Genomic DNA, 22,294 nt, shown 5'->3' with positions numbered 1-22,294 from the left:
TTCTACATAGAGGGCTTCATTCTAGCAAAGGCACTTTTTGGGGGCAGCACGGTAGGTGATCCACCCTCCCGCAGATTGACATAAATGCCCTTCTGGCATATATTCCGCAGTCTTGACCGGGAGAGCGCTGCTACCCGCGGCCGCCGAAGGGGCACCACCCAAAAACTCTCAGGCAAAAGGACCGGTCAGGCGTTCGCCAAGGCGGGCAGGAACTCTGGAGAGCGGCTGCGTTCGCAGCCCACCGAAGGGGCGTGCGGGAAGCAAATTCCCGTTATCTCTCAGGTACCAAGGACAGAGGGGTCAGCGATCATTGTGGAAAAGGCTTGTCAGCTTCTCCGTGCATGTTCTGTTAACCCCAACCCTGGACCGAGGTAGTCATGACGCTCAAAGCCACACCACTCAATAACGCACACCGCGCACTCGGCGCCCGCATGGTCGATTTCGGCGGCTGGGACATGCCGGTCAACTACGGCTCCCAGATCGAAGAACATAATGCCGTGCGCAGCGACGCCGGCATGTTCGACGTGGCCCACATGTGCGTGGTCGATATCAAGGGCGACGACGTGCGCGGCTTCCTGCGCCACCTGCTCGCCAACAACGTGGACAAGCTGCAGGTCAGCGGCAAGGCGCTCTACTCCTGCATGCTGAACCCTGAAGGCGGCGTGATCGACGACCTGATCGTCTACTTCATCAACGAAAACTGGTTCCGCCTGGTGGTCAACGCCGGGACGGCGGAAAAAGACGTGGCGTGGATGCAGGCCCAGAACAAGGGCAACCTCACCATCACCCAGCGCCGCGACGGCGTGAACGCCATGGCGCTGATCGCCGTGCAGGGCCCGAACGCGCGCGCCAAGGCCTGGGAAGTGCTGCCGGAAGCGAAAGAAGCCACGGCCGAGATGAAGCCGTTCAATGTGGCCCTGGTGCCGGACACGAAGTTCGGCGAAGCCATGGTGGCGCGCACCGGTTATACCGGCGAAGACGGCTTCGAGATCGGCGTTGCCGCCGACAAGGCCGAAGCACTGTGGAACGCCTTCGCCGCCGCAGGCATCAAACCGGCAGGCCTGGGCGCGCGCGACACGCTGCGCCTGGAAGCCGGCATGAACCTCTACGGCCAGGATATGGACGACAGCGTGAACCCGCTGGACGCAGGCCTGGCATGGACCATCGACCTGGTGAGCGAGCGTGATTTCATCGGCAAGGCGGCGCTGCAGGCCAAGGGCCAGAACGCCCAGTTCGTGGGCCTGATCCTGCGCGAAAAAGGCGGCGTGCTGCGCGCGCACCAGAAAGTCATTGCCGCCAGCGGCGAAACCGGCGAGATCACCAGCGGCACCTTCAGCCCGACCATGCAGCAGGCGATTGCGCTGGCGCGCGTGCCGATGGGCGTGCAGCTGGGCGATACCGTGCACGTTGAAATCCGCGACAAGAAGCTGGCCGCCACCGTGGTGAAGCTGCCGTTCGTCCGTAACGGTAAAATCCTCGCTGCCTGACCCCAAACACACCCACAACCAGAACTGGAGCACACATGAATATCCCAGCAGACCTGAAGTACACCGAATCCCACGAGTGGGTACGCGCGGAAGCCGATGGCACCGTGACCGTGGGCATCACCGAATTCGCACAGGATGCACTGGGCGACATCGTGTTCGTGGAACTGCCGAAAGTCGGCGCCACCTTCACCGCCGGCGATGACGCCGCCGTGGTGGAATCGGTGAAAGCCGCTTCCGACATCTACGCGCCGCTGTCGGGCGAAATCACCGCCGTCAACGACGCCGTGACCGCCTCGCCTGAATCGATCAACGCCGACGCCTACGGCGCCTGGCTGTTCAAGCTGAAGCCGAGCGACGCTTCCGCCATCAACGGCCTGCTGGATGCTGCGGCATACGGCAAGACCACCGAAGGCTAAGTTCGTCGTCCCCGCGCAGGCGGGGACCCAGGTGGGCTGACGCGCCGCCTGGACACTCCTGGGTTCCCGCCTGCGCGGGAACGACTCTTTTCACTGCCCTGCCCTAATCGCCATGACCCGCACCAGCCTCTCCCAACTTGAAGCCCGCGATGCATTCATCGCCCGTCACATCGGCCCGGACGCCGCCGAACAGCAGCAGATGCTGGACGTCCTCGGCTACGCATCGCGCGCCGCGCTGATCGATGCCGTGGTTCCTGCCCACATCCGCAACAAGAGCGCGCTGCCGCTCGGCCAGTTCTACGAGCCGATGCCCGAGCAGGAAGCGCTGGCGAAGCTGAAAGGCATCGCAGGCAAGAACAAGGTGCTGAAATCGCTGATCGGCCAGGGCTACTACGGCACCCACACGCCGGGCGTCGTGCTGCGCAATATCTTCGAGAACCCGGCCTGGTACACCGCCTACACCCCATACCAGCCCGAGATCTCGCAGGGCCGCCTGGAAGCCATCCTGAACTTCCAGCAGGCCATCACCGACCTGACCGGCATGGGCATCGCCAATGCGTCGATGCTGGACGAAGGCACCTCGGCTGCGGAAGCGATGACGCTGATCCAGCGCGTGGGCAAGTCGAAATCGAAAACCTTCTACGTCGCCAACGACGTGCTGCCGCAAACGCTGGAAGTGGTGCAGACCCGCGCCGAGCCGCTGGGCATCACCGTCAAGACCTTCGACCCGGCCGAACTGGCCGGCGTGAGCGATGCCTTCGGCGTGCTGCTGCAGTATCCGGGCGTGAACGGCGTTGTGCGCGATTACCGCGCCGACGTTGCCACCGTCAAGGCCAACGGCGCAATGGTCGTCGTGGCAGCCGACCTGCTGGCGCTGACGCTGCTGACGCCCCCGGGCGAATGGGGTGCGGACGTTGTGGTCGGCAACTCGCAGCGCTTCGGCGTACCGCTGGGCTTCGGCGGTCCGCACGCAGGCTATATGGCCACCCGCGATGAATACAAGCGTTCCATGCCGGGCCGCCTGGTCGGCGTGACCGTGGACCAGCAAGGCAACACCGCCTACCGCCTGGCGCTGCAGACCCGCGAGCAGCACATCCGCCGCGAAAAAGCGACCTCCAATATCTGTACCGCACAGGTGCTGCTGGCCGTGATCGCGTCCATGTACGCGGTCTACCACGGCCCGCAAGGCCTGCAGAATATCGCAAAACGCGTGCACCGCTACACCGGCGTGCTGGCCGCCTACCTGCGCGGCCTGGGCTACTCGCTCGCCAGCGACAGCTACTTCGATACGCTGACCGTGAAGACCGACCGCGCGGACGCCATCCACGCTGCGGCTGTCGCCAACGGCATCAACCTGCGCAAGATCGACGCGAACCACGTGGGCGTGTCGCTGGATGAAACCACCGACCGCGACACCCTGGCCACGCTGTGGACCGTGTTCTCGACCGGCGTTGCCAATGCGAAGGCGCCGGACTTCGACGCCGTGGAAGCGGAAGTGCAGCGCGCCTTCCCTGAAGCGCTGGGCCGCAGCTCGGACTTCCTGACCCACCCGGTCTTCAACCGCTACCACAGCGAACACGAAATGCTGCGCTACCTGCGCTCGCTGGCCGACAAGGACCTGGCGCTGGACCGCACCATGATTCCGCTGGGTTCCTGCACCATGAAGCTGAACGCCACCAGCGAAATGATCCCTGTTACCTGGCCGGAGTTCTCGAACGTGCACCCGTTCGCGCCGAACGACCAGACCGTGGGCTACCGCGAAATGATCGCCCAGCTGGAAGAGATGCTGTGCGCCGTTACCGGCTATGCCGCCGTGTCGCTGCAGCCTAACGCCGGCTCGCAGGGCGAGTACGCGGGCCTGCTGGTCATCAAGAAGTACCACGAGTCGCGCGGCGAAGGCCACCGCAATATCTGCCTGATTCCATCGTCGGCGCATGGCACCAACCCGGCATCGGCCAGCATGGTCGACATGCAGGTGGTGGTGACGGCCTGCGACGAGAACGGCAACGTGGACCTGGCCGACCTGAAAGCCAAGGCCGAGCAGCACAGCAAGAACCTGGCCTGCGTGATGGTAACTTACCCGTCCACCCACGGCGTGTTCGAAGAAGGCATCAAGGAACTGTGCGAGATCGTGCATTCGCACGGCGGCCAGGTGTACATCGACGGCGCCAACATGAACGCGCTGGTCGGCGTGGCTGCGCCGGGCGCTTTCGGCGGCGACGTTTCGCACCTGAACCTGCACAAGACCTTCTGCATTCCGCACGGCGGCGGCGGCCCCGGCGTCGGCCCGATCGGCGTGGGCGCGCACCTGGCGCAGTTCCTGCCGAACCAGCGTTCCACCGGCTATGCGCGCAATGAGAACGGCATCGGCGCCGTATCGGCCGCGCCGTTCGGCTCCGCGTCGATCCTGCCGATTTCGTGGATGTACATCGCGATGATGGGCGGCGAAGGCCTGACCGCGGCGACCGAAACCGCGATCCTGAACGCCAACTACATTGCACGCCGCCTGGCGCCGCACTTCCCTGTGCTGTATTCGGGCCACGACGGCCTGGTGGCGCACGAGTGCATCCTGGACCTGCGTCCGCTGACCGACAAGACCGGCATCAGCAACGAGGACGTGGCCAAGCGCCTGATGGACTTCGGCTTCCACGCCCCGACCATGAGCTTCCCGGTGCCGGGCACGCTGATGATCGAGCCGACCGAGTCCGAAGCGAAGGCTGAGCTGGACCGCTTCATCGATGCGATGATCACCATCCGCGGCGAGATCGCCAAAGTGGAAAGCGGCGAATTCGACAAGGCGGACAACCCGCTGAAGTTCGCGCCGCACACCGCCGAAGTGCTGACCGCCGACGTCTGGGAGCGCAAGTACTCGCGCGAAGTGGCCGCCTATCCGGTGCCATCGCTGCGCAAGGCCAAGTACTGGCCGCCGGTCGGCCGCGCCGACAACGTGTACGGCGACCGTAACCTGATGTGCGGCTGCGCCCCCATCAGCGCTTACGAGTAAGCAATAAAGTCTGACACCAGAGTGCCTGACCCCATGGTGTCAGTGACACCTTGGGGTCAGGCACCGTATGTCAGTTTCACAGGGGTACGCTGGCGGCATGGGCCGCCAGTGGCTGCCCGTCCACGCCGAACTGCAGCCACTTTCCGCCAACGCTGAAGGCGTTGACGCCGCCGTCCGGCGCCGAGGCCAGCACCGCACGTTCGCGCGTCAGCATCCTGGGGGCTCCCCAGGCGCCGCGCTTGGGCCGCGACACCATCCATAACGCCTGTTCCGCATCAGCCCAGGCCAGGTGCTCGGCACAGCTGTCCTGCGCCGCCCACAGCAGGCGCGCGTCCGATGTTTCGGAGACCAGCTGCGGCACGCCGTTGCCGCCACGGTAGACAACAATCCGGTCGCCCGCCGCAAACAGGTCCGGCACGTTGGGCACCACGCCAGCCGCCAGCCGGAAACTGGCCGCGTCGGCAGGCAGTCCCGCATATTGCACTTCCACCTTCCAGCCGAAGGCTTCGGGGAAGGACGAGAAGCGCAGGCCTTCGCAGCCGCGCGGACACAGTGCCCACAAGCCCGGCAGGCGGAAACAGCCCACCGCGTAACCTGCCGCGCCGTCCATGCCGTCCGGCGTGCGCAGGGCGCGCGCGGGCACGAAGGCGGCGGCGGCGTTCAGGTACCAGTGACGTTCCTCGCCCTCGCACTGGCCGGTCACCAGCAGCAGTGGCGGCGCTCCGGCCTGCAGGGGACCGAAATCGAGGCGGCTGACCTGCGTGCCTTCCGGCAGCACGGCCTGCTGCGCCCCGCGCATGGCGGCCAGCCAGCCTTCGTCATCCAGGCCGCAAGGCAGGCCGCAGGCCACATGCAGGCGATGCTGCCCTTCGCGGTCGATGGTGCTGACGGCCAGCACGATGCGGCCGTCGCCCATCTGCCGCACGTCGGCGCAGGCCACGCGCAGGCTGCCGCTGGCCTGCAGCGCAGTACTCAGGCATACCCGGCGCCAGCCGCGCTCCACGCTGAAACGCATCAGGTGCAGGCGCTGGTCGGCATCGGTGCGGAACAGCAGCGGCTGGCCCACATGGTCCACGGCGGCAAAGAATGGGCCGCCCTGCCCGCAATCGTTAATCTTCATGCCAGCGCAGCACAGGTTCGATGGCCGCGGCAAGGCGCGCCACCAGCACTCCCTGTACGGCGCCCAAGCCCACGGTGCCGTGTTCCCACTGGTGGCTGATGCGCTGGATATTCATCAGGTGCTGCAGCGGGTCGGAGACGATATAGGCGCCCGCCGTGCGCGCGTCCATCACGGGCGGCGCCTTGCGCGGCCGTGCCACCACATGCACCCGGCCGTCGGTTCCGGCAATGCACTGCACCCGCAGCGACCATTGCAGCGTGGCGCGCGCCCAGCCCTTGCCGAGATGCAGGCTGCGGCCGTCGGCCAGGGTCTGGCTGACCGAATCCCATTCATAGCGCATCAGCGAGCCGTGGATGTCCACCGTCAGGCGCGGAATGCCGGCCATGTCCGGCTGCTCGGACAGCACCACGCTGAATTGCAGGTCCTGCTCCGATTCGCGCGCGTGCGAGGTGGGGCCCGCTTGTTGCCATGCAAGCAATACATGATCGCGGTAATGCCAGCCCGCCTTGCCTTCCACAAACCGGGCGCGCTGGCCGCCGAGCAGGCTGGCCCCGGTCCCTGACTTTTCGTTGACGCTGTCTTCCCGGTCCAGGCGGCCATCGCTCTCCGGCTGCGAAAACAGGAAATCGGGCAGGCTGTTCAGGCGGTCCTGCAGCGGGTCCATCAGCAAGGGCTTCAGGTAGCGTTGCAGGAATTCGTCGCGGTCGGCATAAGGACGTTCAATGACCATAGTATTTTCTTGTGGGAACATTAATATTCCTGTTATAAAGGCATGACACACTGTATCGAGCACAACGGTTGCCAGCCTTCCGGAAACCTTCCGGAGGTCTAAGCGGTTGATTTAAAAGAACTTTGATTTTCGGATGGCGTTTGCATGGATCCCCGCGGTTTTCGTTTCGGCGACTGGCAAGTAGATGTGCAAGGCAATGCGCTGAGCGACGGCAGCACCCGCACCCAGCTCGAACCGCGCGTCATGGACGTGCTGCGCTACCTTTGCCGCCATGCCGGCGCCGTGATTCCGGCCGAGGAATTGCTGCAGGCCGGATGGGGTACGGCCGAGATGGGCGACAATCCGGTGCACAAGGCCATCGCCCAGCTGCGCCGCGCACTGGGCGACTCCAGCACAGAACCGCGCTATATAGAAACCGTCCGCAAACGGGGCTACCGGGCCATTGCCGAGGTGCACGACGACGAGCCGGCCGCCGGGGTGTGGCAGAACGGCTCGCCTTTCCGCGGCCTGGAAGCCTTCCAGGAAACCCACGCCGCCATCTTCTTCGGCCGCATGCACGCCATCGCCCGGCTGCGCGAACTGGTGGTCACGCAGGCCACCGAGGGCTGCGCCATGGCCCTGGTGCTGGGGCCTTCCGGCGCCGGCAAGACTTCGCTGGTACGCGCCGGGCTGCTGCCCCAGCTGATGGAAAGCGACAGTTCGCCGGCGCCGGGCATCGCCCTCAGCAACCTGCTGCACCTGGATTGCGCCGATATCGGCGAAGGCAGCCTGTCCGAGGCGCTGGCCGCCGTGCTGGTGGAGGCGGAACTGGACGGCGACCTGCTGTTCGACGGCAGCAGCGCCGAGCAGCTGGCGCGCCGCCTGGAAGACGATCCGCAATCGATCATCGCCACTTTTGCGCGCGGCGCCACCAAACGCCGCATCGGCCTGTTCGTGGACCGGCTGGAAGCAATTTTCCGGGCGCCGCAGGCCGATGCCGCCCAGCGCCTGGCCTTCATCTCCCTGCTGGAACAGCTGGCGCGCGATGGCGGCCTGCTGCTGGTGCTGGCCTGCCGCAATGACTTCTATCCCGACCTGATCGAGCTGGCGCCCCTGATGGCACTGAAAGCGCGCGGCGGCCACTTCGACCTCGGCCCGCCCACCGGCGCCGAAATCGCGCAGATGGTGCGCGAACCGGCGCGCGCCGCGCAGCTGGGCTTTGAAAGCGATCCCGCCACCGGCGCCGGCCTGGATGATGTGCTGTGCGATGCGGCACGCGGCAATCCGGATACCCTGCCCCTGCTGCAGTACTGCCTGAACGAGCTGTATCGCCAGCGCAGCGAGGACGGCATGCTGCGCTTCGATGTGTTCCGCCAGCTGGGCGGCATCGAAGGCGCGCTGGGCGTACGCGCCGAGCAGGTTGTCAGCGCGCAGTCGGCGGCGCAGCAGGCTGCCCTGCCCCATGTGCTGTCGCTGCTGGTGAACGTCGGCGAAGAACAGGGCGCTGTCACCGGGCGCCGTGCCGCCTGGTCTTCGCTGCATGGCGACGCCGCGCGCGAACTGGTGCGCGCCATGGTGGAAAACCGGCTCTTCGTCAGCGAACTGTCGGCCGGCGTGCCCAGTTTCGGCGTGGCCCACGAAGCACTGCTGCGGCGCTGGCCGCGCGTGGCCGAATGGATCGAACAGCACCGCCACGCGCTGCAGGTGCGCACCCGGCTCGGCGCCCAGGCCGAACGCTGGGCGCTGGCCTCCCGCCCACGCGACCTGCTGCTGCCGCCGGGCAGCCAGGTCAACCAGGCGGCGGCCCTGCTGGCGCTCGACGGTTTTGCGCTCTCGCCGCTGGAGCGCGACTATATCGACAGCTCGCTCAAGCGCGTGCGGCTGGGCGAACGGATACGCATGGCGGCCATAGGCGCCATCTGCCTTCTCGCCATACTGGCGGCGGCGCTGGGACTGGCGGCGCGCGGCGCCCAGCTCAAGGCCGAAGCCCACCGCAAGGAGGCTGAGGGCCTGATGGGCTATATGCTGCGCGAATTTGTCAGCAGCCTGCGCCCCCTGGGCCGGCTCGACCTGCTGAACAGCATCAGCGAACGGGCCGAAAGCTATCTTTCCAGCACCGGCGCCGGCGACGCAGCCACCCAGCTGCAGCGTGCCGAAAGCCTGCAGCTGATCGCCGAAGTGGAAAGCGCCCGCGGCCACCAGGACAAGGCGGCAAGCACGCTGCACACCGCCCATGCCATGCTGACGGGGCTGGACCAGGGCAAGAGTACCGAGCGCGCCCTGCTGCTGGCCCTTGCCGGCAACGCCAGCCAGCAGGCCGAGATGCACATGGACAGGAAGGATCTGGACGGCGCACTGCACTGGATGAAGCAGCAGCTGGCCTACGCGCAACGCGCGGCCGAGGCCAGGCCGGATGACCGCGACCTGTGGATCCAGGTAGCGTATGCCCACAACGGAATCGGCGGCGTGCTGCTGCGCCAGGGCAAAAGCGAACAGGCGGCAGTGCACCAGGCAGCCTCGCTCGCCCAGCGCCGCCGCGCACTGGCGCAGGATCCGGACAACCGCAAACTGAAAGGCGACCTGGCGAACAATCTCTCCTGGCTGGCCGAAACGCGCAAGACCCTGGGCCAGTTCGACGCGGCCATGGCCCTGTTCCGCGAGGAGGAAATACTGCTGTCGGGGATACTGCAGGCGGCGCCGGAAGAATCGATGTGGGCTGCCCGCCTCGCCTACTCGGTCTACCACCAGGGCGAGCTTCTGCTGCGGGAAAAGAAGATGAAGGAAGCTGGCGAACGCCTGAATGAAGCTGCGCGGGTGATGGCGCGCATTTCGGCGCGCGACCCGAGCAACCAGCGCTGGCAGATGGACACACTCACTTTCCGTATCCGGGCCTTCGATGTGGAAGCGGCATCGCCCGCGAAGCTGGCGCGCCTCGAACAGCTGCTGCAGGAAACCCTGGCGCTCAAGGTAGCGGCAGCCGAAGCAGAACCCTGGCTGGCGTCCATACGGCGCCGGATCAAGGAAACCCGCAATGCGTATTGAGTTTTTTCCCCCACCGAAAGGTAAGTCATGTCCATAAAAAGAAGCGTATCGTTCCAGAACGTGCAGGTGAAGGCTGTGAAAGAGACCGATGCCTCCGGCAAGGTCATTTACAAGGTCGTCAGCGCCCAGCCCGAGCCGGTGGTCATCACCGCGGCCGACACCATCATTAACTACCAGCTGGTCGATACGGATGCCGACATCGTGTTTACCGGCATCACCATCACCCCGTCCAGCACCCAGTTCAGCAAGCCGACCATCAGCACCGACGGCAAGAACCTTACCCTCAGCGATATCAACACCCAGACCGGCGACTTCAGCCGCCAGTTCGAATTCAACGGGCAGCCTGAGGTCCGAACGGAGGTCGCGGCCAAGCTGGAGGAAGGCGGCAAGGATATCGAGAACCGCCCGCCACCACCACCGGCTGCGCCGTAAACCGGCAGCTGCTGTTAAGATGGGTGCTCCATCCACTGCCCGAGGGCCGCGATGAAGCAATCCACGAAAGCAGCGCTGGCCTCAGCGCTGCTGTTCCCGGGACTGGGGCAGCTGATTGTGCTGCGGCGCGTGCGCCGGGCCTGCCTCTTCCTGGTTCCCGCTGCCGCAGCCTTCTTCTGGCTGCTGGGCAGCGCGCTGCGGACGGCCAACGCCATCGCCGCGCAGATCGAGAGCGGCGCCCTGCCGCTCGACCTTACGCTGATTTCCGAACGCATTGCCGCCAGTGGCGGCGACGGCCTCGCTCCGCAGATTGCCGGCGGCATCCTGATCGGCGCATGGCTGGGCAGCATCCTCGATGCCCTGTTGACCCGACCATAAAGGAGAACGACATGAAACTGTCCTGCCAGGCGCTGGCCTGCATCCTGCTGCTGGCATCGGCCGCCGCCCATGCCCAGATCAAACGCACCGTGCTGCAGAAAGGCGATGTATCGGGCGAGAACCGGGAAGCGGTTGTGGCGCAGGTGGAGCTCGGTCCCGGAGTGAAGGCCGGGCGCCACACGCATCCGGGCGACGAAATCAGCTATGTGCAGGAAGGCGAAGGCGAGCTGCTGATCGACGGCGAGGCGCCGCGCAGCCTGAAGGCGGGCGACGCTTTCATCATCCCCGCCGGCAAGGTGCACGACGCGCACAACAGCGGCAGTGGCACCATGAAGCTGGTCGGCGTCTACGTGGTGCGCAAGGGCGAGCCGCTGGCCACCCCTGCCAGATAGACCGGCCGCGCGAATTCAGCCGCGTGCGGCGGGGAATGCCGGGCGCGCCGCCAGCATGTTCTGCCAGCGCGACCACCACAGCCATGCAAGCAAGGGCAGGCCTGCCAGGGTAATCCACATCCAGGGCAGGTGCGGCCCCAGCGCCGCCGCTGCCACGGCGGCCGCACCGGCGCCAACCATCGGCAGCAGCAGGGCGTTGCCGCCGTTGTGCAGCCTGGGCAGCGAGGCGTAGTCGCGCAGCACGAACGCCCCGGCGGCGAAGCCCAGCATCGTGATGGCCGGCATTGCGTGAGGAATCCAGAGACTGCGTGTGGCGAGCATCGCGGCGCCCGCAATCACCACTATCGACAGCAGCCAGGTGAAGACGAAGTACTTTGCCAGCGCAATGCCGAGCACGCGGTTGAAATCCGGCGCGGCGGGCGCGCCCGGCGATAGCCGCAACAGGCCCTGCTCCCCTGCCGTGCGCTGGAGCGTCAGGCGCTGCTGCACGGGAAACAGCAGCGCCGGCAGCAGCGCGAACGGCACCACGAAGATGTTAACAAATTCGTAGGCCTTGCTGCCGAGGGGATTGCGGCCGGTGCTCAGGAACACCAGGCCCAGAACCAGCACACAGGTGAGCACGGAACCCAGCTGGGCGCGCGGTCCCAGCGCATGCAGCAGCATGGCTTCCTGGCTGGCGACCTCCCGGCGCATCTGCACATCTTGCTCAAAGCGCCGCCAGTATGGCCTGTTCAGCAGCGCAAGCAGTTTGCGCCCCACACGCCCTTCCTGGCCTGGCGTGAGGCTGCCCTCGTTCAGCCTCGCGGCGCTGCGCAGCAGGCGGGCGTGCCACGCGTGGTGGCGGTCGCCGCCGGCCGGGAACAGCTGCGGCAGCAGGAGTGCGGATAAGACGGCATTCAGCGCGAGGCCCGCCGCTACCAGCCCGGCTGCGCCCAATGCCCCGGCAAGCCAGCCTGCGGCTTCGAAGATGCTGCCGGAAGCGAGCGAGTTCAGGATGATGAGGGCGAGCGGCAGGTAGGCAAGCGCATGGAAGCGCTGCACGGCGATTACATACAGCAGGAAGGCGGCAAAACCGCACAACAGCAGGCCGAAATGGCCCAGCAGCAGGCTGCCCACGGCGGCCGCCAGCAGGCTGACCACGATCCACAGCAGGCAGGTGAGGCGCAGCAGGCGCAGGCGCAGGCGCGGCACCAGCACCGCGTTGGCCGGATGGCTCTGCAGCACCGCGCTGCGCACGAACAGGCCCCACCAGACGAACACGATGCACAGCGCAACCGATGCCGCCACCATCGAGGTCGCGCGCCAGTTGCGGGTAAAGAGCAGCACCGCAGCCGGTGCGCCGGCCACGATCGCGGCCAGCAGCGCGGTAAACCAGAGCTGGCTTCGCTGGCGCTGTTCCTGCCAGGGTTGTATCAGTATTGCCTGCCAGGCGCTCATTTCGTCACCTCCACGAACAGGTCTTCCAGGCCGATGCTTTCGACGCGCACCTTGCCGCCCAGCGCAGCCGCTTCTTCATCGCTCAGGCGCGCGACGATGCTCATGGTGCCATTGCGGTCCTGCTCGCGGCTGATTTCCCCGGCCACGCGCAGCGCCGCCAGCTCGTTTGCGGCGCCTACGATACGGCGCGCGCTGCCAAGCAGTTCGTCCAGCGGCGATTCCAGCGCGATGCGGCCGTCCTTCAGGAAAGCGAGGTCGATCGCCACGCGCTCCAGGTCGGACAGGATGTGCGTGGAGAACACCACCGTGGTATCGCGCTCGATCACGCCGTCGATCAGCTCGCGCAGGAAGTCGCGCCGCCCCACCGGATCGAGGCTGGCCACCGGCTCGTCCAGCACCAGCAGCGACGGGTCATGGGCCAGGGCACGAATGATGGACAGGCGCTGCTGCTCGCCGCCGGACAGCCGTTCGATCGGCTGGCTGCGCGCCGAGGCGGGCAGCCAGCGCTCCAGCAGGCTGTTCACCTTGGCCTCGTTCCAGCGCGGATACTGGGCGCGGAAATAGGCCAGCAGCTGCACCGGCGTAAGCCAGTCGAACAGGTCCGATTTCTGCGGCACATAGCCGATGCCCGCGCGCGCCTGTTCGCTCAGGCCCTGCGCCACGTTTTCGCCGAACAGCGCGGCGCTGCCGGCCTCCGTTTCGCGCAGGCCAAGCATGCATTCGATCAGCGTGGACTTGCCGGCGCCGTTGCGGCCCAGCAGGCCGACCACGCGCCCTGCTTCCACATGCCAGTCCAGGCCGCGCAGGATCTGCTGGCTGCCGAAGGATTTGCTGATGCCCTTGAGGGCGACGATTGGGCCGTTCATTTGGACTCCTTGAGGATCTTCTTGAAAAGGGAAAGCACGGATTCGGGATCGAGTTCGAGTTCGCGGGCCTGCTGCGCCGCGCGTTCCAGCGCGGGCCGCAGCAGCTCTTCGCGCGCGGGCGGACGTTCGCCACGGCCGGCGACCTGCATACCCTGGCCGCGGATGCGCTGGAACAGCCCCTCGCCTTCGAGCATGTTGTAGGCTTTGGACACGGTCATGGGATTGACGGCCAGCGCCTGCGCCACGTCGCGCACGGATGGCAGCAGGTCGCCCGGCGCCAGCGCGCCGGCTGCGATCAGGCGCCGCGCCTGCTCGACCAGCTGGCGGTAGATCGGATCGGAGGAACCGGTCGCGATCGAAAACAGCATGGATGAATGTTGGGTCATAATGTGTATATCTGTATTAGTTGATTAATACAGTATACACATGCAAACGCCCTGTCAAGCAAAAAAAAACCGCGCCGTAGCGCGGTTGTTTTTCAGTCCCGTTTTTTTCAGTCCAGTTTCGCCGCGTGTTCGCGGGTGGCGTGGAAGGTCAGTTGCGGCCAGCGTTCCTGCGTGAGGCGCAGGTTGACGCCGGAGGTTGCGAGGTAGGCCATATTGCCCGCCGCGTCGTAAGCCACATTGTGGCCCAGCGAGGCTTCGAAATCGGCCAGCGCCTTCTTGTCGTCGCTGCTCACCCAGCGCGCGCTGCTGATGCTGGTGCCTTCGAATACGGCATCCACGCCGTACTCGTTCAGCAGGCGGCTCGCCACCACTTCGAACTGCAGCACGCCGACCGCGCCCAGCACCAGCTCACCGCCCTGCACCGGCTTGAAGACCTGTACCGCGCCCTCCTCGCCCAGCTGCTGCAGGCCCTTGTGCAGCTGCTTGATCTTCAGTGGATTGCGGATGCGCACCGAGCGGAAGAAGTCGGGCGCGAAGTATGGAATGCCGGTGAACTGCAGCATCTCGCCTTCCGAGAAGCTGTCGCCGATCTGCATATTGCCGTGGTTCGGCAAGCCGATGATGTCGCCGGCATAGGCTTCTTCCACCTGCTCACGGGAGGATGCCATGAAGGTGACGACGGAGGACACTTTCACTTCGCGGTTCAGGCGCAGGTGCTTGACCTTCATGCCGCGCTCGAAACGGCCGGAACACACGCGCAGGAAGGCGATGCGGTCGCGGTGCGCCGGGTCCATATTGGCCTGGATCTTGAACACGAAGCCGGAGAACGGCTGCTCGGTCGGCGCCACGCTGCGCACCGTTGCATCACGCTCGCGCGGCGGCGGCGCCCAGTCCACCAGCGAAGACAGGATCTCGCGCACGCCGAAGTTGTTGATGGCGGAGCCGAAGAACACCGGGGTCTGCACGCCGGACAGGAACTCTTCCAGGTTGAAGGGATGCGAGGCGCCGTGCACCAGCTCCACTTCCATGCGCAGCTGGTCCATCTCCAGCGGGAACATCTCCTGCAGGCGCGGATTGTCGATGCCCTTGATGATCTCGAAGGCGCCGTCGGCGCGCTCTTCGCCGGCCTTGAACAGCATCACCTCGTCGTTCAGCAGGTGGTACACGCCGCGGAAGTTCTTGCCCATGCCGATAGGCCAGGTAACAGGCGCGCACTGGATCTTCAGCACGGATTCCAGTTCGTCCAGCAGCTCCAGCGGATCGCGCGTTTCGCGGTCCAGCTTGTTCATGAAGGTGACGATGGGCGTATTGCGCATGCGGCAGACGTCGAGCAGCTTGATGGTCTGCGCTTCCACGCCTTTTGCAGCGTCGATCACCATCAGGGCCGAGTCCACGGCCGTCAGCACGCGGTAGGTATCTTCCGAGAAGTCCTGGTGGCCCGGCGTGTCGAGCAGGTTGATGATGTGGTCGCGGAATTCGAACTGCATCACCGAGGAAGCCACGGAAATGCCGCGCTGCTTCTCGATCTCCATCCAGTCCGAGGTGGCGTGGCGCGCGCTCTTGCGCGCCTTCACCGTGCCGGCCATCTGGATCGCGCCCGAGAACAGCAGCAGCTTTTCGGTCAGCGTGGTTTTACCGGCATCCGGGTGGGAGATGATGCCGAAGGTGCGGCGGCGCTGCACTTCGCGCGCGATCAGCGCCGGGGTCTTGGCGCTGCTGGAATCTTGGCTTGTTACTTCAGTATCGTCGGACATGATGGCGGCCACTCAACGGCTCGGCAGGAAAACCTGCGATTTTACCGTTTTTTGGCCGCCTCCGGGTGGAAATCAGTCGCCCTTCACGCGCCGCCAGCCTACCGGGTGGGCGCCTTCCGAGTCCAGTTCCGTGATCGGACGGGTCAGGGTTTCGCCCTTGGCGGTGGTGGTGATCATCTTCAGCTGGCCGTTCGGCAGGCGGATGATGATGAAGCCCACCGCCGCCGAGGTATTCGACAGCGTGCCGCCGACCACCGTGCCGTTCACGCCGCTGCCGTTGCACACATCCACCGCATAGGCATTGCTGGTGCCGCCCACCGAGCAGGAGGAGCTGGAAGTCGGGATGTTGGTGACGACATTGGCCACGCCGCTGACGATGCGCGGGTCGATGTTCATGCGCTCGCCCGCATTCAGCTTCCAGTCGAAGTACCAGCCCGCCTTGGTGCGCAGGTCGGCCTTGTCTTCCTTGATCTCGTACACATTGCTGTTGCCGCCGCCCGTGCTCACCAGCGTCTGCTTTTCCATGCTGCTGCCGCGCAGGTCCACCAGCGCGCCCTGGTCCTTCAGCAGGTAGAGGCTCTGCACATCGGTATTGGTGGTGTCCGGCACGTCCAGCAGGCGGCCGGTGCCGACCAGCACCACGCGCTGCGCAGTCTTCGTGCCGTCAGTGCCCTCGATGGCGCACAGCGTCACGTCTGGCCGTGTGGTGATGGGCTGCTGCGGGCCGGTATCGCCCAGCTTCATCACCGTGCCGCCGCCGGCGCCGGTGAAGTCGAAGCGGAACAGGCGGCCCTGGTTGTCGCCGCCGTAGATATAGGTCACGCGCGGGTCGGTCTGCGGATCTTCCGTAATGGCCGTAATCTTCGCCAGGCCGCTCGGCGTGGTGGTGTTGTCCGAGGCATCGGTCAGGATCTCCTGGATCAGGGCGCCCGTCTGCACATTGACCACGTACAGCCTGCCCCGGCCGTCGCCGGTGTCCACATTGTCCGTGCCCGGCACGTTGTTGTAGCCGGAGGTGAGGAACACGGCCCAGGTGCCGTCCGCCAGCGTGCCGAATTGCGGATTACCGAAGCTGAGGCCCATATTCGGCTGTACATTGCCGCATACATCGGCATCGGCGCAGATTTCCCATAGCTGTTTGGGATTGTCCGGATCCGTGATGTCCAGCGCGTAGTAGCCGCGGCCGCCGCCGTTGTAGCCCGCCACCAGCACCGTATGCCAGGCGCCGCCGAAGTAGACATCGCCCACTTCCGGCGCACCGTCGGTGGTGAACTGGTGATTGGTTGCATAGGTGGTGCTGGCCAGCTTGTACAGCTTGTTCATCGTAACGCGCGGCACGTAAGCCCAGAGTTCCTCGCCGTCATCCGCATTGAAGGCATGCAGCATGCCGTCATTGGCCGCGGTGAACACGGTGGCATGGGTGCGGGCCTTGGCGGTCGCCACCTTCCAGGCCTGGTAGCCGTTCAAGGTGTAGTCCTTGCGCGGATCGCGCACATAGGCCGGGCGCGAGGAAGCGATATCGCCCAGCACCACGGGAATCGAGGGCGAGGTGGGCGACGGCGAATAGGCGCGGAAGATGGTGTCGTTCGCATATTGCTGCTGGCCGCGCAGCCAGTTCACCAGGTTCGTGCCGCTGTTGACGATGGCGCGGTCCGAGGCTGACAGCAAGGTGCATTGCGACAGCAAGGTGCATTTATCGGTGAACCATGGCTTCTCCACCGTCATGGTGCTGAACAGGAAGTTAGCCGGGGTGCTGCCGCTGGTGCCGGCCGCGTTCCACATATAGATCTTGCGCGTGTCGCTGCTGGCATCCACCTGGTGGCCCAGCGTATCGTTGGTGGTCCATTCCGGCGTCAGGCTCACATTGCCGTTGGTGATGTCGATCTTGCGCTTGTTCAGCTCACCGTACCATTTCACCGTGGTGAAGGTATCGGAGAAGATATCGTTGTCCTGCTGCGAAATGTTCGGGGTGGAGGTTGCCGCCGACGACGCCGCGCCCAGCGTGACCTGCATATTGGCCAGCGCATCGCTCAGGCCTTCCACCACTTCCTTCGGCTCGTTCGCGCTGAAGTATTTGCCGTGGCCATTGATGGCCGCGTGCCACAGGTCGTCCACCCGCTCCTGCACCGTGTTGCCGGTGTTGGTGACGTCCGGATTCGGCCAGGTGTAGGCGCCGCCGCCGTTCCATGGGCAGCCGTTGGTCACGCCCGTGATCAGGTTGTAGAAGTCGCCGCCGACCTTGGGCGCGGTGTCGTAGTTCTTCTCGTAGGTCATCACGCCGTCCATGCCCAGGCCCAGCGTGTAGGTGTTCATGTGCAGGTGGGTGTTGTCGCCGTCGCCCGCCGGCACCTGGCCCGGCTTGCTCATGTCCGGCTCCAGGTCGGGCCGCAGCGATACCGTGCTGTTCGAGGAACCGCCGTTGTACCAGTGCAGCGCCACGTCGGCAATCGAGGGCTGGGATTGCGAACGCGGGTCGACGCAGCCGCGCGAAGCCAGGCAGAAGCGGCTGGGCTGGTCGGTATTGTCGTTGCTGGTCACGTTGTTGGTGGTGCTGCCGTTCCAGTAGCCGTCTGTGGTCAGGATCAGGAAGTTCTGCTGGCAGGGATACTGGATCACCTCCTGCCCCGCCGCATAGTTGTAGGGCGAGAGATTGGCGAACATGCGGCCCACATTGTCCATCGCCGTGCGGATCGGGGTGGAACCGCTGGTGGTGGTGTTATACAGCGTGGTGTACCAGTTGGAGCGCGCAGTGCCGGAGAATTCCGCCGGCTTCAGGTCGATGGCGCCGGCAGCGCCGGCCTGCGACAGGCGCACATAGCCCACGCGGTAGTCGCTGGTAATCGCGGCGAAGGCGATGCCGACCGAAGTCTTCATCATTTGCAGGCGGCTCTTGTAGTAGGCGTACCAGTTCGCGAAGTTGGTCATCTCTTCTTCGTAGGTACACACGCCCGCCTGCGCCACGCAATCCACGCGGTTGTTTTCGCGCGGGTAGGTTTGGCCCGGCAGCAGGTTCACGCGGATAAAGGCGGTGGCGCCGGTCTGCGTGGTGGCGATGGCGGTGGCCGTTGCGGGCAGCGCCTCCTTCATGCTGGCGGAAGCCGTGAAGGCCATGCCCAGGGTGCCGCTGTTGGACAGCGTGCCTGTCAGGGCCACGTTGTCCGCCGCGCCGCTCGCGCTGTTGATGACGCATACCGTACTGGACGACTGCGCGGCGCATACCGGCGTCACCGAATCGCCGCCGATATAGGCGCGGATATTGTTGATGTTGGCATTGTTGATCGCGGTGCGGACCGTGGAAGCCACCGTGCTGCTGGTCTTGTTGTTGCCGAGATTGACCGACGAGAACAGCGTGGTGGCGCCGAACTTCAGGGTGCTCAGCTTGGGCGTGCCGCTGTTCGGCGTCTTGTTGCTGAAGGTGATCAGCGCAGTCGGCGGGAAGCCGGAGGTGGCGGCCGTGGTCTGGACTTCGGGGCGCGTCAACAGGATGCCCCAGCCAACGCGCGAGGCGGGATCGGTGGCATCGCTGTAAGGGGTGCAGGTATCGACCGTCTTGGTGCCGGTGCAGCTGACCGGAATCACCACCACCACGTTATCGGTGGACAGCGGAATGCTGTACTGCGAGCAGGACGGCACGCCGGACAAGGCCGAGGTACGCACGCAGGCCAGGTAGCCGGTGGTGGCGGCCGCTCCCTTGCCCTTGTCGATAATCGATTTCGCCAGTTGGTTTGCCAGCGCGGCCTGGTTGGCCGGCGTTTTGGTGCCGTTGGCGGCAGTCACGGCGCCATTGCTGATCAGCGTGGTCGCGCCGCCCGGGTCCTGCACCTTCACTTCCGTGATCTGCATCGAGGAAGTGGACACGGAAGCGCCGATGCTGATGGTGCCGAACACCACGTTCGCTCCGGTCGGCTGCGAATAGCGGGGATAGATATACGTCCCCACGCGTTTGGCCTGGCAGGTGGTCAGGGCGCGGCTGTTACACCAGCGCACCTTGGCGGGCACCGGGAAGCCGCTGGGCGCCGCGGCGCCGGGCGACACGGCGGTGCAGACCGTCATCGTCTCGTCCTTGCAGTACTCGGCAACGGCGATATTGAAGTAGTAAGGGCTGGTGGTGATGGCCGCGGACGCGGTGTAGGTATTGTCCGGATAGCTGTAGGTTGCCGTGTTCACGCGGCAGTCGCTGCTGTCGGCCGAATTGCACCATTTGAGGTCCGGGAATTCGGTGAGCAGGTTGATATTGGTGTCGCTGTTGCCCGACAGGTTCACGTTCTGCTTGCCGAAGCCGTCGCTCGGCACCACCGTCCAGCCGGTGGTCTGGTCCGAATTCATCTCGGCATAGTAGGTGCCGTCCGACTTGATCGGCGGCGTATAGCGGATGCGCGGATTGTAGTACTGGCGGTTGAAATCGGGGCTCATGAAAGGCGGCATGCCCACCTTGCAGCCGGTGAGGCTGCCCAGCGCCAGCGTGAGGCGGGTGCGGCAGATGGAGTCGTCCACATAATCCGGCGTATAGGTCTGGTCCATCGAGCCGGAGTTATCGAACAGCAGCATCAGGTTGGGCTTGACCGCGCCGGTGCCGGCAAGGTTCAGCAGCGGCACCTGGGCGATCTGCGTTACGCCGGCCATGGCGGCGGCAGGCAGGACGGCCAGCGCCAGCAGCAGGCGCGCAAGCATGGGTAAAAAACAGGATGAGATAAATGTCTTCATAGCTTAAGGCCCCATCATGACAACTGCCTGATTCATTACGTTGCCGCCGCGCGGGCCGCTGATGCGTGTGGTGATGACGTAGTGCAGCTGCGGCTTGCCCTGGTAGGCCGGCGCATCGGACGACAGGCTGTCGCCCACGCGCGTTTTGGCCTGCACCTTCTGGCGGGCCGCCGTCTGCACGCAATTATTGGTCGCCGTGTTGTACGCGCCCTGCTCCATGCACATGCGGTGGATCACGTACTGGATGGTGTTCGGATTCTCGGCAGTGGGGGCGATGGTGACTGCGCCGTTCCAGAAGGCGGGATTGCTCACGCCCTGCGCCGGGTCCGGATTGGCGGTGGCCACATAGCCCGCGGCAGGCACATTCACCCACAGCTCATTGCGGTCCACGCGCGAATTGAGCCACTGGTAAGCACGGTGGATGCCCAGGTCGGCCGCCTTGCTCAGCGAGTTCTCGTAAGCCAGGTTGGAGGCCGTCATGGTGGTGGAATTGGTGGAGCGCAGCAGGTAGACGGTACTGATCATCATCACTGCCAGCATGATCAGCATGACCGGCAGCGCAATGCCCTTCTGGTTGGCGGCTTGCCGCATCATGGCCTCCATCCCGCATTGCGGATCGGGACGATCGTTTCGAATACCCGGTAGCGGTAGCAGGTCCAGCTCACGGGATCGCCGGGCACGGCCAGGTCAACCTGCACCGGCACGGCGGCCACGGAGGCTGGCGCATTGCCGGCGAAAACCGTCAGCATGGCCGGCGTCACCGTGCAGGTGGCGGCACCGGCCGCAGGACGTTCCGGCATCGTGCTGCGCGCCACCACGGCAATGCGCACCGCGGCCACGCGCTGGAAGTCGCCCGCGCTGCCCACCGTCAGGTCGTTGTCGGCATCGACCATGGTGGAACTCCACTGCGTGACCTGCATGCCGTCATTAGGCGTGAAGGCCGGGCCAACGCGCGTATCGAAGCCGTATTGCGCCTTCAGCGACACCACATTGTCGATCACGGCCTGCGGGGCCTGCGACGCGCCGGCAAGGTCGGTGGCGCGCAGGCGCAGGGTGCTGCCGTTGATCGACCAGGTATGGAAGGAGAGCTTATCGGCGCGGCCGAGCACAAAAATACGCGCCTGCAGGCCGGTATAGTTGGTGGGCAGCGTGCCGGCGTTGAAACGGTAGGCGCCACTGGCTTCGATCCTCAGGTTCGAGGAATCGGGCGTGGCGCTGACCTGGGCAATGCTGCAGTCCAGGCCTGCCGGTTCCGGCGCCACCACCACCACGTCGCCGCGGTTGAAGCCGAAAGGCAGCGGCGAGTCGGTGCTGAGGATGCTGCCGCCCGCATAATTGTCCTTCAGGCGCACCGACCCCACACCGCTCATGGCGCTGCCGGAATACAGGGACAGCACGTCGGGCTCGTTGCCATTGTTCTGGATGATGACGGGCGCCAGCGGCGTGATGTCGGCGCCGCCGCGCTTCACGGTCGCGAGCTGGAAGCCCTCGTTGTCCGCCAGCGCGGTATTGCAGCCGCTGACCAGTTCATCGTTCAGGCCCCAGCCGGCCTGGGATGCGTCGCTGTTGATGGAGAACAGCGCCAGCATGCCGTTCTGCATGGAGTCCGAGCCGCCGAGCGAGGCGGACTTGTTCTGCTCCGAGCTCACCATCAGCCGGGTGGCGAACATCACGGCGAGCAGGCCCACCACCACGCTGACCATCAGCTCCACCACGGAGAAGCCGCGCATGCGGCCGGGATTCGGCAAGGGCTTCATAGCTTGGGCAGGTTGATGTAGGAGGTAAGGCGGTGCCGGTTCTCGGCCTCGTTGGCCTTGCGCTTCCAGCTGATCTCGATATCGACGCGGCTGCGCAGGGGGTCTTCCTGCACCACGGCCACGCGGACACGCGCGGAAGGAATCGCGCTTTTCGTCTCCGCCATCCAGGGTTCGAGCTCTTCCGGCGGCTGAGCGTCGAGCGCCACCTGGTAGTTCGCGAGGTTGGCGACGTCGTTGCTCATCACGCCGATCAGCTTGTCGGCGGCAATAGTGGCCTCGGCGCGCTGGCCCGCATCGGACAGCGCCGAATAGGCGCGCGCCTGCAGGCCGATGGTGCCCAGCAGGCCAATGCCGAGGATGATGATGGCGATCAGCACTTCCAGCAGTGCCACGCCGCCCTGTTTTTTCAT

General features: G+C 65.4%; 17 protein-coding genes and 2 riboswitches. Of the genes, 7 read left to right on the top strand and 10 right to left on the bottom strand.

Annotated elements, in window-relative coordinates; translation table 11 throughout:
- The first annotated feature begins 107 nt into the window (after positions 1–107).
- A riboswitch (glycine riboswitch) is annotated at positions 108–194 on the top strand.
- A 10-nt stretch (positions 195–204) separates the two neighbouring features.
- Positions 205–305: riboswitch (glycine riboswitch) on the top strand.
- Between the two features lie 72 nt (positions 306–377).
- The 3 genes from gcvT to gcvP all read left to right on the top strand — a co-directional run bounded on the left by gcvT (position 378) and on the right by gcvP (position 4,907).
- Positions 378–1,487 carry a glycine cleavage system aminomethyltransferase GcvT gene (gene gcvT / locus ACJRPG_RS19200; protein WP_408001710.1) on the top strand — a complete coding sequence of 370 codons (1,110 nt, stop codon included), beginning with the start codon at positions 378–380 and terminating at the stop codon, positions 1,485–1,487.
- Positions 1,488–1,522: 35 nt separating this feature from the next.
- The gene (gene gcvH, locus ACJRPG_RS19195) at positions 1,523–1,903 is read left to right on the top strand and encodes a glycine cleavage system protein GcvH (RefSeq protein ID WP_408001709.1); all 381 of its coding nucleotides are present in this window, start codon (positions 1,523–1,525) and stop codon (positions 1,901–1,903) included.
- 112 nt (positions 1,904–2,015) lie between these two features.
- Positions 2,016–4,907 (top strand): aminomethyl-transferring glycine dehydrogenase, encoded by a 2,892-nt coding sequence (gene gcvP, locus ACJRPG_RS19190; RefSeq protein ID WP_408001708.1) that lies wholly within the window; start codon positions 2,016–2,018, stop codon positions 4,905–4,907.
- A gap of 76 nt (positions 4,908–4,983) precedes the next feature.
- On the opposite strand, the gene ACJRPG_RS19185 is transcribed toward gcvP, so the two are convergent.
- Positions 4,984–6,027, bottom strand: a complete 1,044-nt coding sequence (locus tag ACJRPG_RS19185; RefSeq protein ID WP_408001707.1) for a hypothetical protein — start codon at positions 6,025–6,027, stop codon at positions 4,984–4,986.
- Positions 6,017–6,757 (bottom strand): hypothetical protein, encoded by a 741-nt coding sequence (locus ACJRPG_RS19180; RefSeq protein WP_408001706.1) that lies wholly within the window; start codon positions 6,755–6,757, stop codon positions 6,017–6,019. Before ACJRPG_RS19180 ends, ACJRPG_RS19185 begins: the two co-directional genes overlap by 11 nt.
- A 144-nt stretch (positions 6,758–6,901) precedes the next feature.
- Between ACJRPG_RS19180 and ACJRPG_RS19175 the strand changes: the two genes are divergently transcribed.
- Genes ACJRPG_RS19175 through ACJRPG_RS19160 form a run of 4 tightly spaced genes read left to right on the top strand, consistent with a single transcriptional unit; the run spans position 6,902 to position 10,980 of the window.
- Positions 6,902–9,778 carry an nSTAND1 domain-containing NTPase gene (locus ACJRPG_RS19175; protein ID WP_408001705.1) on the top strand — a complete coding sequence of 959 codons (2,877 nt, stop codon included), beginning with the start codon at positions 6,902–6,904 and terminating at the stop codon, positions 9,776–9,778.
- Positions 9,779–9,805: 27 nt separating this feature from the next.
- Positions 9,806–10,210, top strand: a complete 405-nt coding sequence (locus ACJRPG_RS19170; RefSeq protein ID WP_408001704.1) for a DP-EP family protein — start codon at positions 9,806–9,808, stop codon at positions 10,208–10,210.
- Positions 10,211–10,261: 51 nt separating this feature from the next.
- Positions 10,262–10,588, top strand: a complete 327-nt coding sequence (locus tag ACJRPG_RS19165; protein WP_408001703.1) for a hypothetical protein — start codon at positions 10,262–10,264, stop codon at positions 10,586–10,588.
- Between the two features lie 11 nt (positions 10,589–10,599).
- Entirely contained in the window at positions 10,600–10,980 is a 381-nt protein-coding gene (locus ACJRPG_RS19160) for a cupin domain-containing protein (RefSeq protein WP_408001702.1), read from the top strand.
- A gap of 15 nt (positions 10,981–10,995) precedes the next feature.
- Here ACJRPG_RS19160 and ACJRPG_RS19155 read toward each other — a convergent pair whose 3' ends face one another.
- The 8 genes from ACJRPG_RS19155 to ACJRPG_RS19120 form a co-directional block, all read right to left on the bottom strand.
- On the bottom strand, positions 10,996–12,417 hold the full coding sequence (locus tag ACJRPG_RS19155) for a hypothetical protein (RefSeq protein ID WP_408001701.1): 1,422 nt from the start codon (positions 12,415–12,417) through the stop codon (positions 10,996–10,998).
- A complete protein-coding gene (locus ACJRPG_RS19150; RefSeq protein WP_408001700.1) occupies positions 12,414–13,283 on the bottom strand; it encodes an ABC transporter ATP-binding protein in 870 nt (289 codons plus the stop codon). The genes ACJRPG_RS19155 and ACJRPG_RS19150 overlap by 4 nt, the downstream gene beginning before the upstream one ends.
- Complete coding sequence (locus ACJRPG_RS19145; protein WP_408001699.1) at positions 13,280–13,651, bottom strand: GntR family transcriptional regulator; 372 nt, start codon at positions 13,649–13,651, stop codon at positions 13,280–13,282. Before ACJRPG_RS19145 ends, ACJRPG_RS19150 begins: the two co-directional genes overlap by 4 nt.
- A gap of 125 nt (positions 13,652–13,776) precedes the next feature.
- Positions 13,777–15,423, bottom strand: a complete 1,647-nt coding sequence (locus ACJRPG_RS19140; protein ID WP_408001698.1) for a peptide chain release factor 3 — start codon at positions 15,421–15,423, stop codon at positions 13,777–13,779.
- Positions 15,424–15,495: 72 nt separating this feature from the next.
- Positions 15,496–20,094, bottom strand: coding sequence for a pilus assembly protein (locus ACJRPG_RS19135; protein ID WP_408001697.1), 4,599 nt, complete (start codon positions 20,092–20,094; stop codon positions 15,496–15,498).
- A 36-nt stretch (positions 20,095–20,130) separates the two neighbouring features.
- The gene (locus ACJRPG_RS19130) at positions 20,131–20,721 is read right to left on the bottom strand and encodes a pilus assembly PilX family protein (protein WP_408001696.1); all 591 of its coding nucleotides are present in this window, start codon (positions 20,719–20,721) and stop codon (positions 20,131–20,133) included.
- The gene (locus tag ACJRPG_RS19125; protein ID WP_408001695.1) at positions 20,718–21,884 is read right to left on the bottom strand and encodes a PilW family protein; all 1,167 of its coding nucleotides are present in this window, start codon (positions 21,882–21,884) and stop codon (positions 20,718–20,720) included. Before ACJRPG_RS19125 ends, ACJRPG_RS19130 begins: the two co-directional genes overlap by 4 nt.
- The gene (locus ACJRPG_RS19120; RefSeq protein ID WP_408001694.1) at positions 21,881–22,294 is read right to left on the bottom strand and encodes a prepilin-type N-terminal cleavage/methylation domain-containing protein; all 414 of its coding nucleotides are present in this window, start codon (positions 22,292–22,294) and stop codon (positions 21,881–21,883) included. Before ACJRPG_RS19120 ends, ACJRPG_RS19125 begins: the two co-directional genes overlap by 4 nt.

This window comes from Pseudoduganella rhizocola (genome assembly GCF_045984285.3).
In the GTDB taxonomy this organism is placed as follows: domain Bacteria; phylum Pseudomonadota; class Gammaproteobacteria; order Burkholderiales; family Burkholderiaceae_D; genus Rugamonas.
The sequence above is the reverse complement of the archived record's forward strand: the minus strand, read 5'-3'. Positions and strand labels throughout refer to the sequence as shown.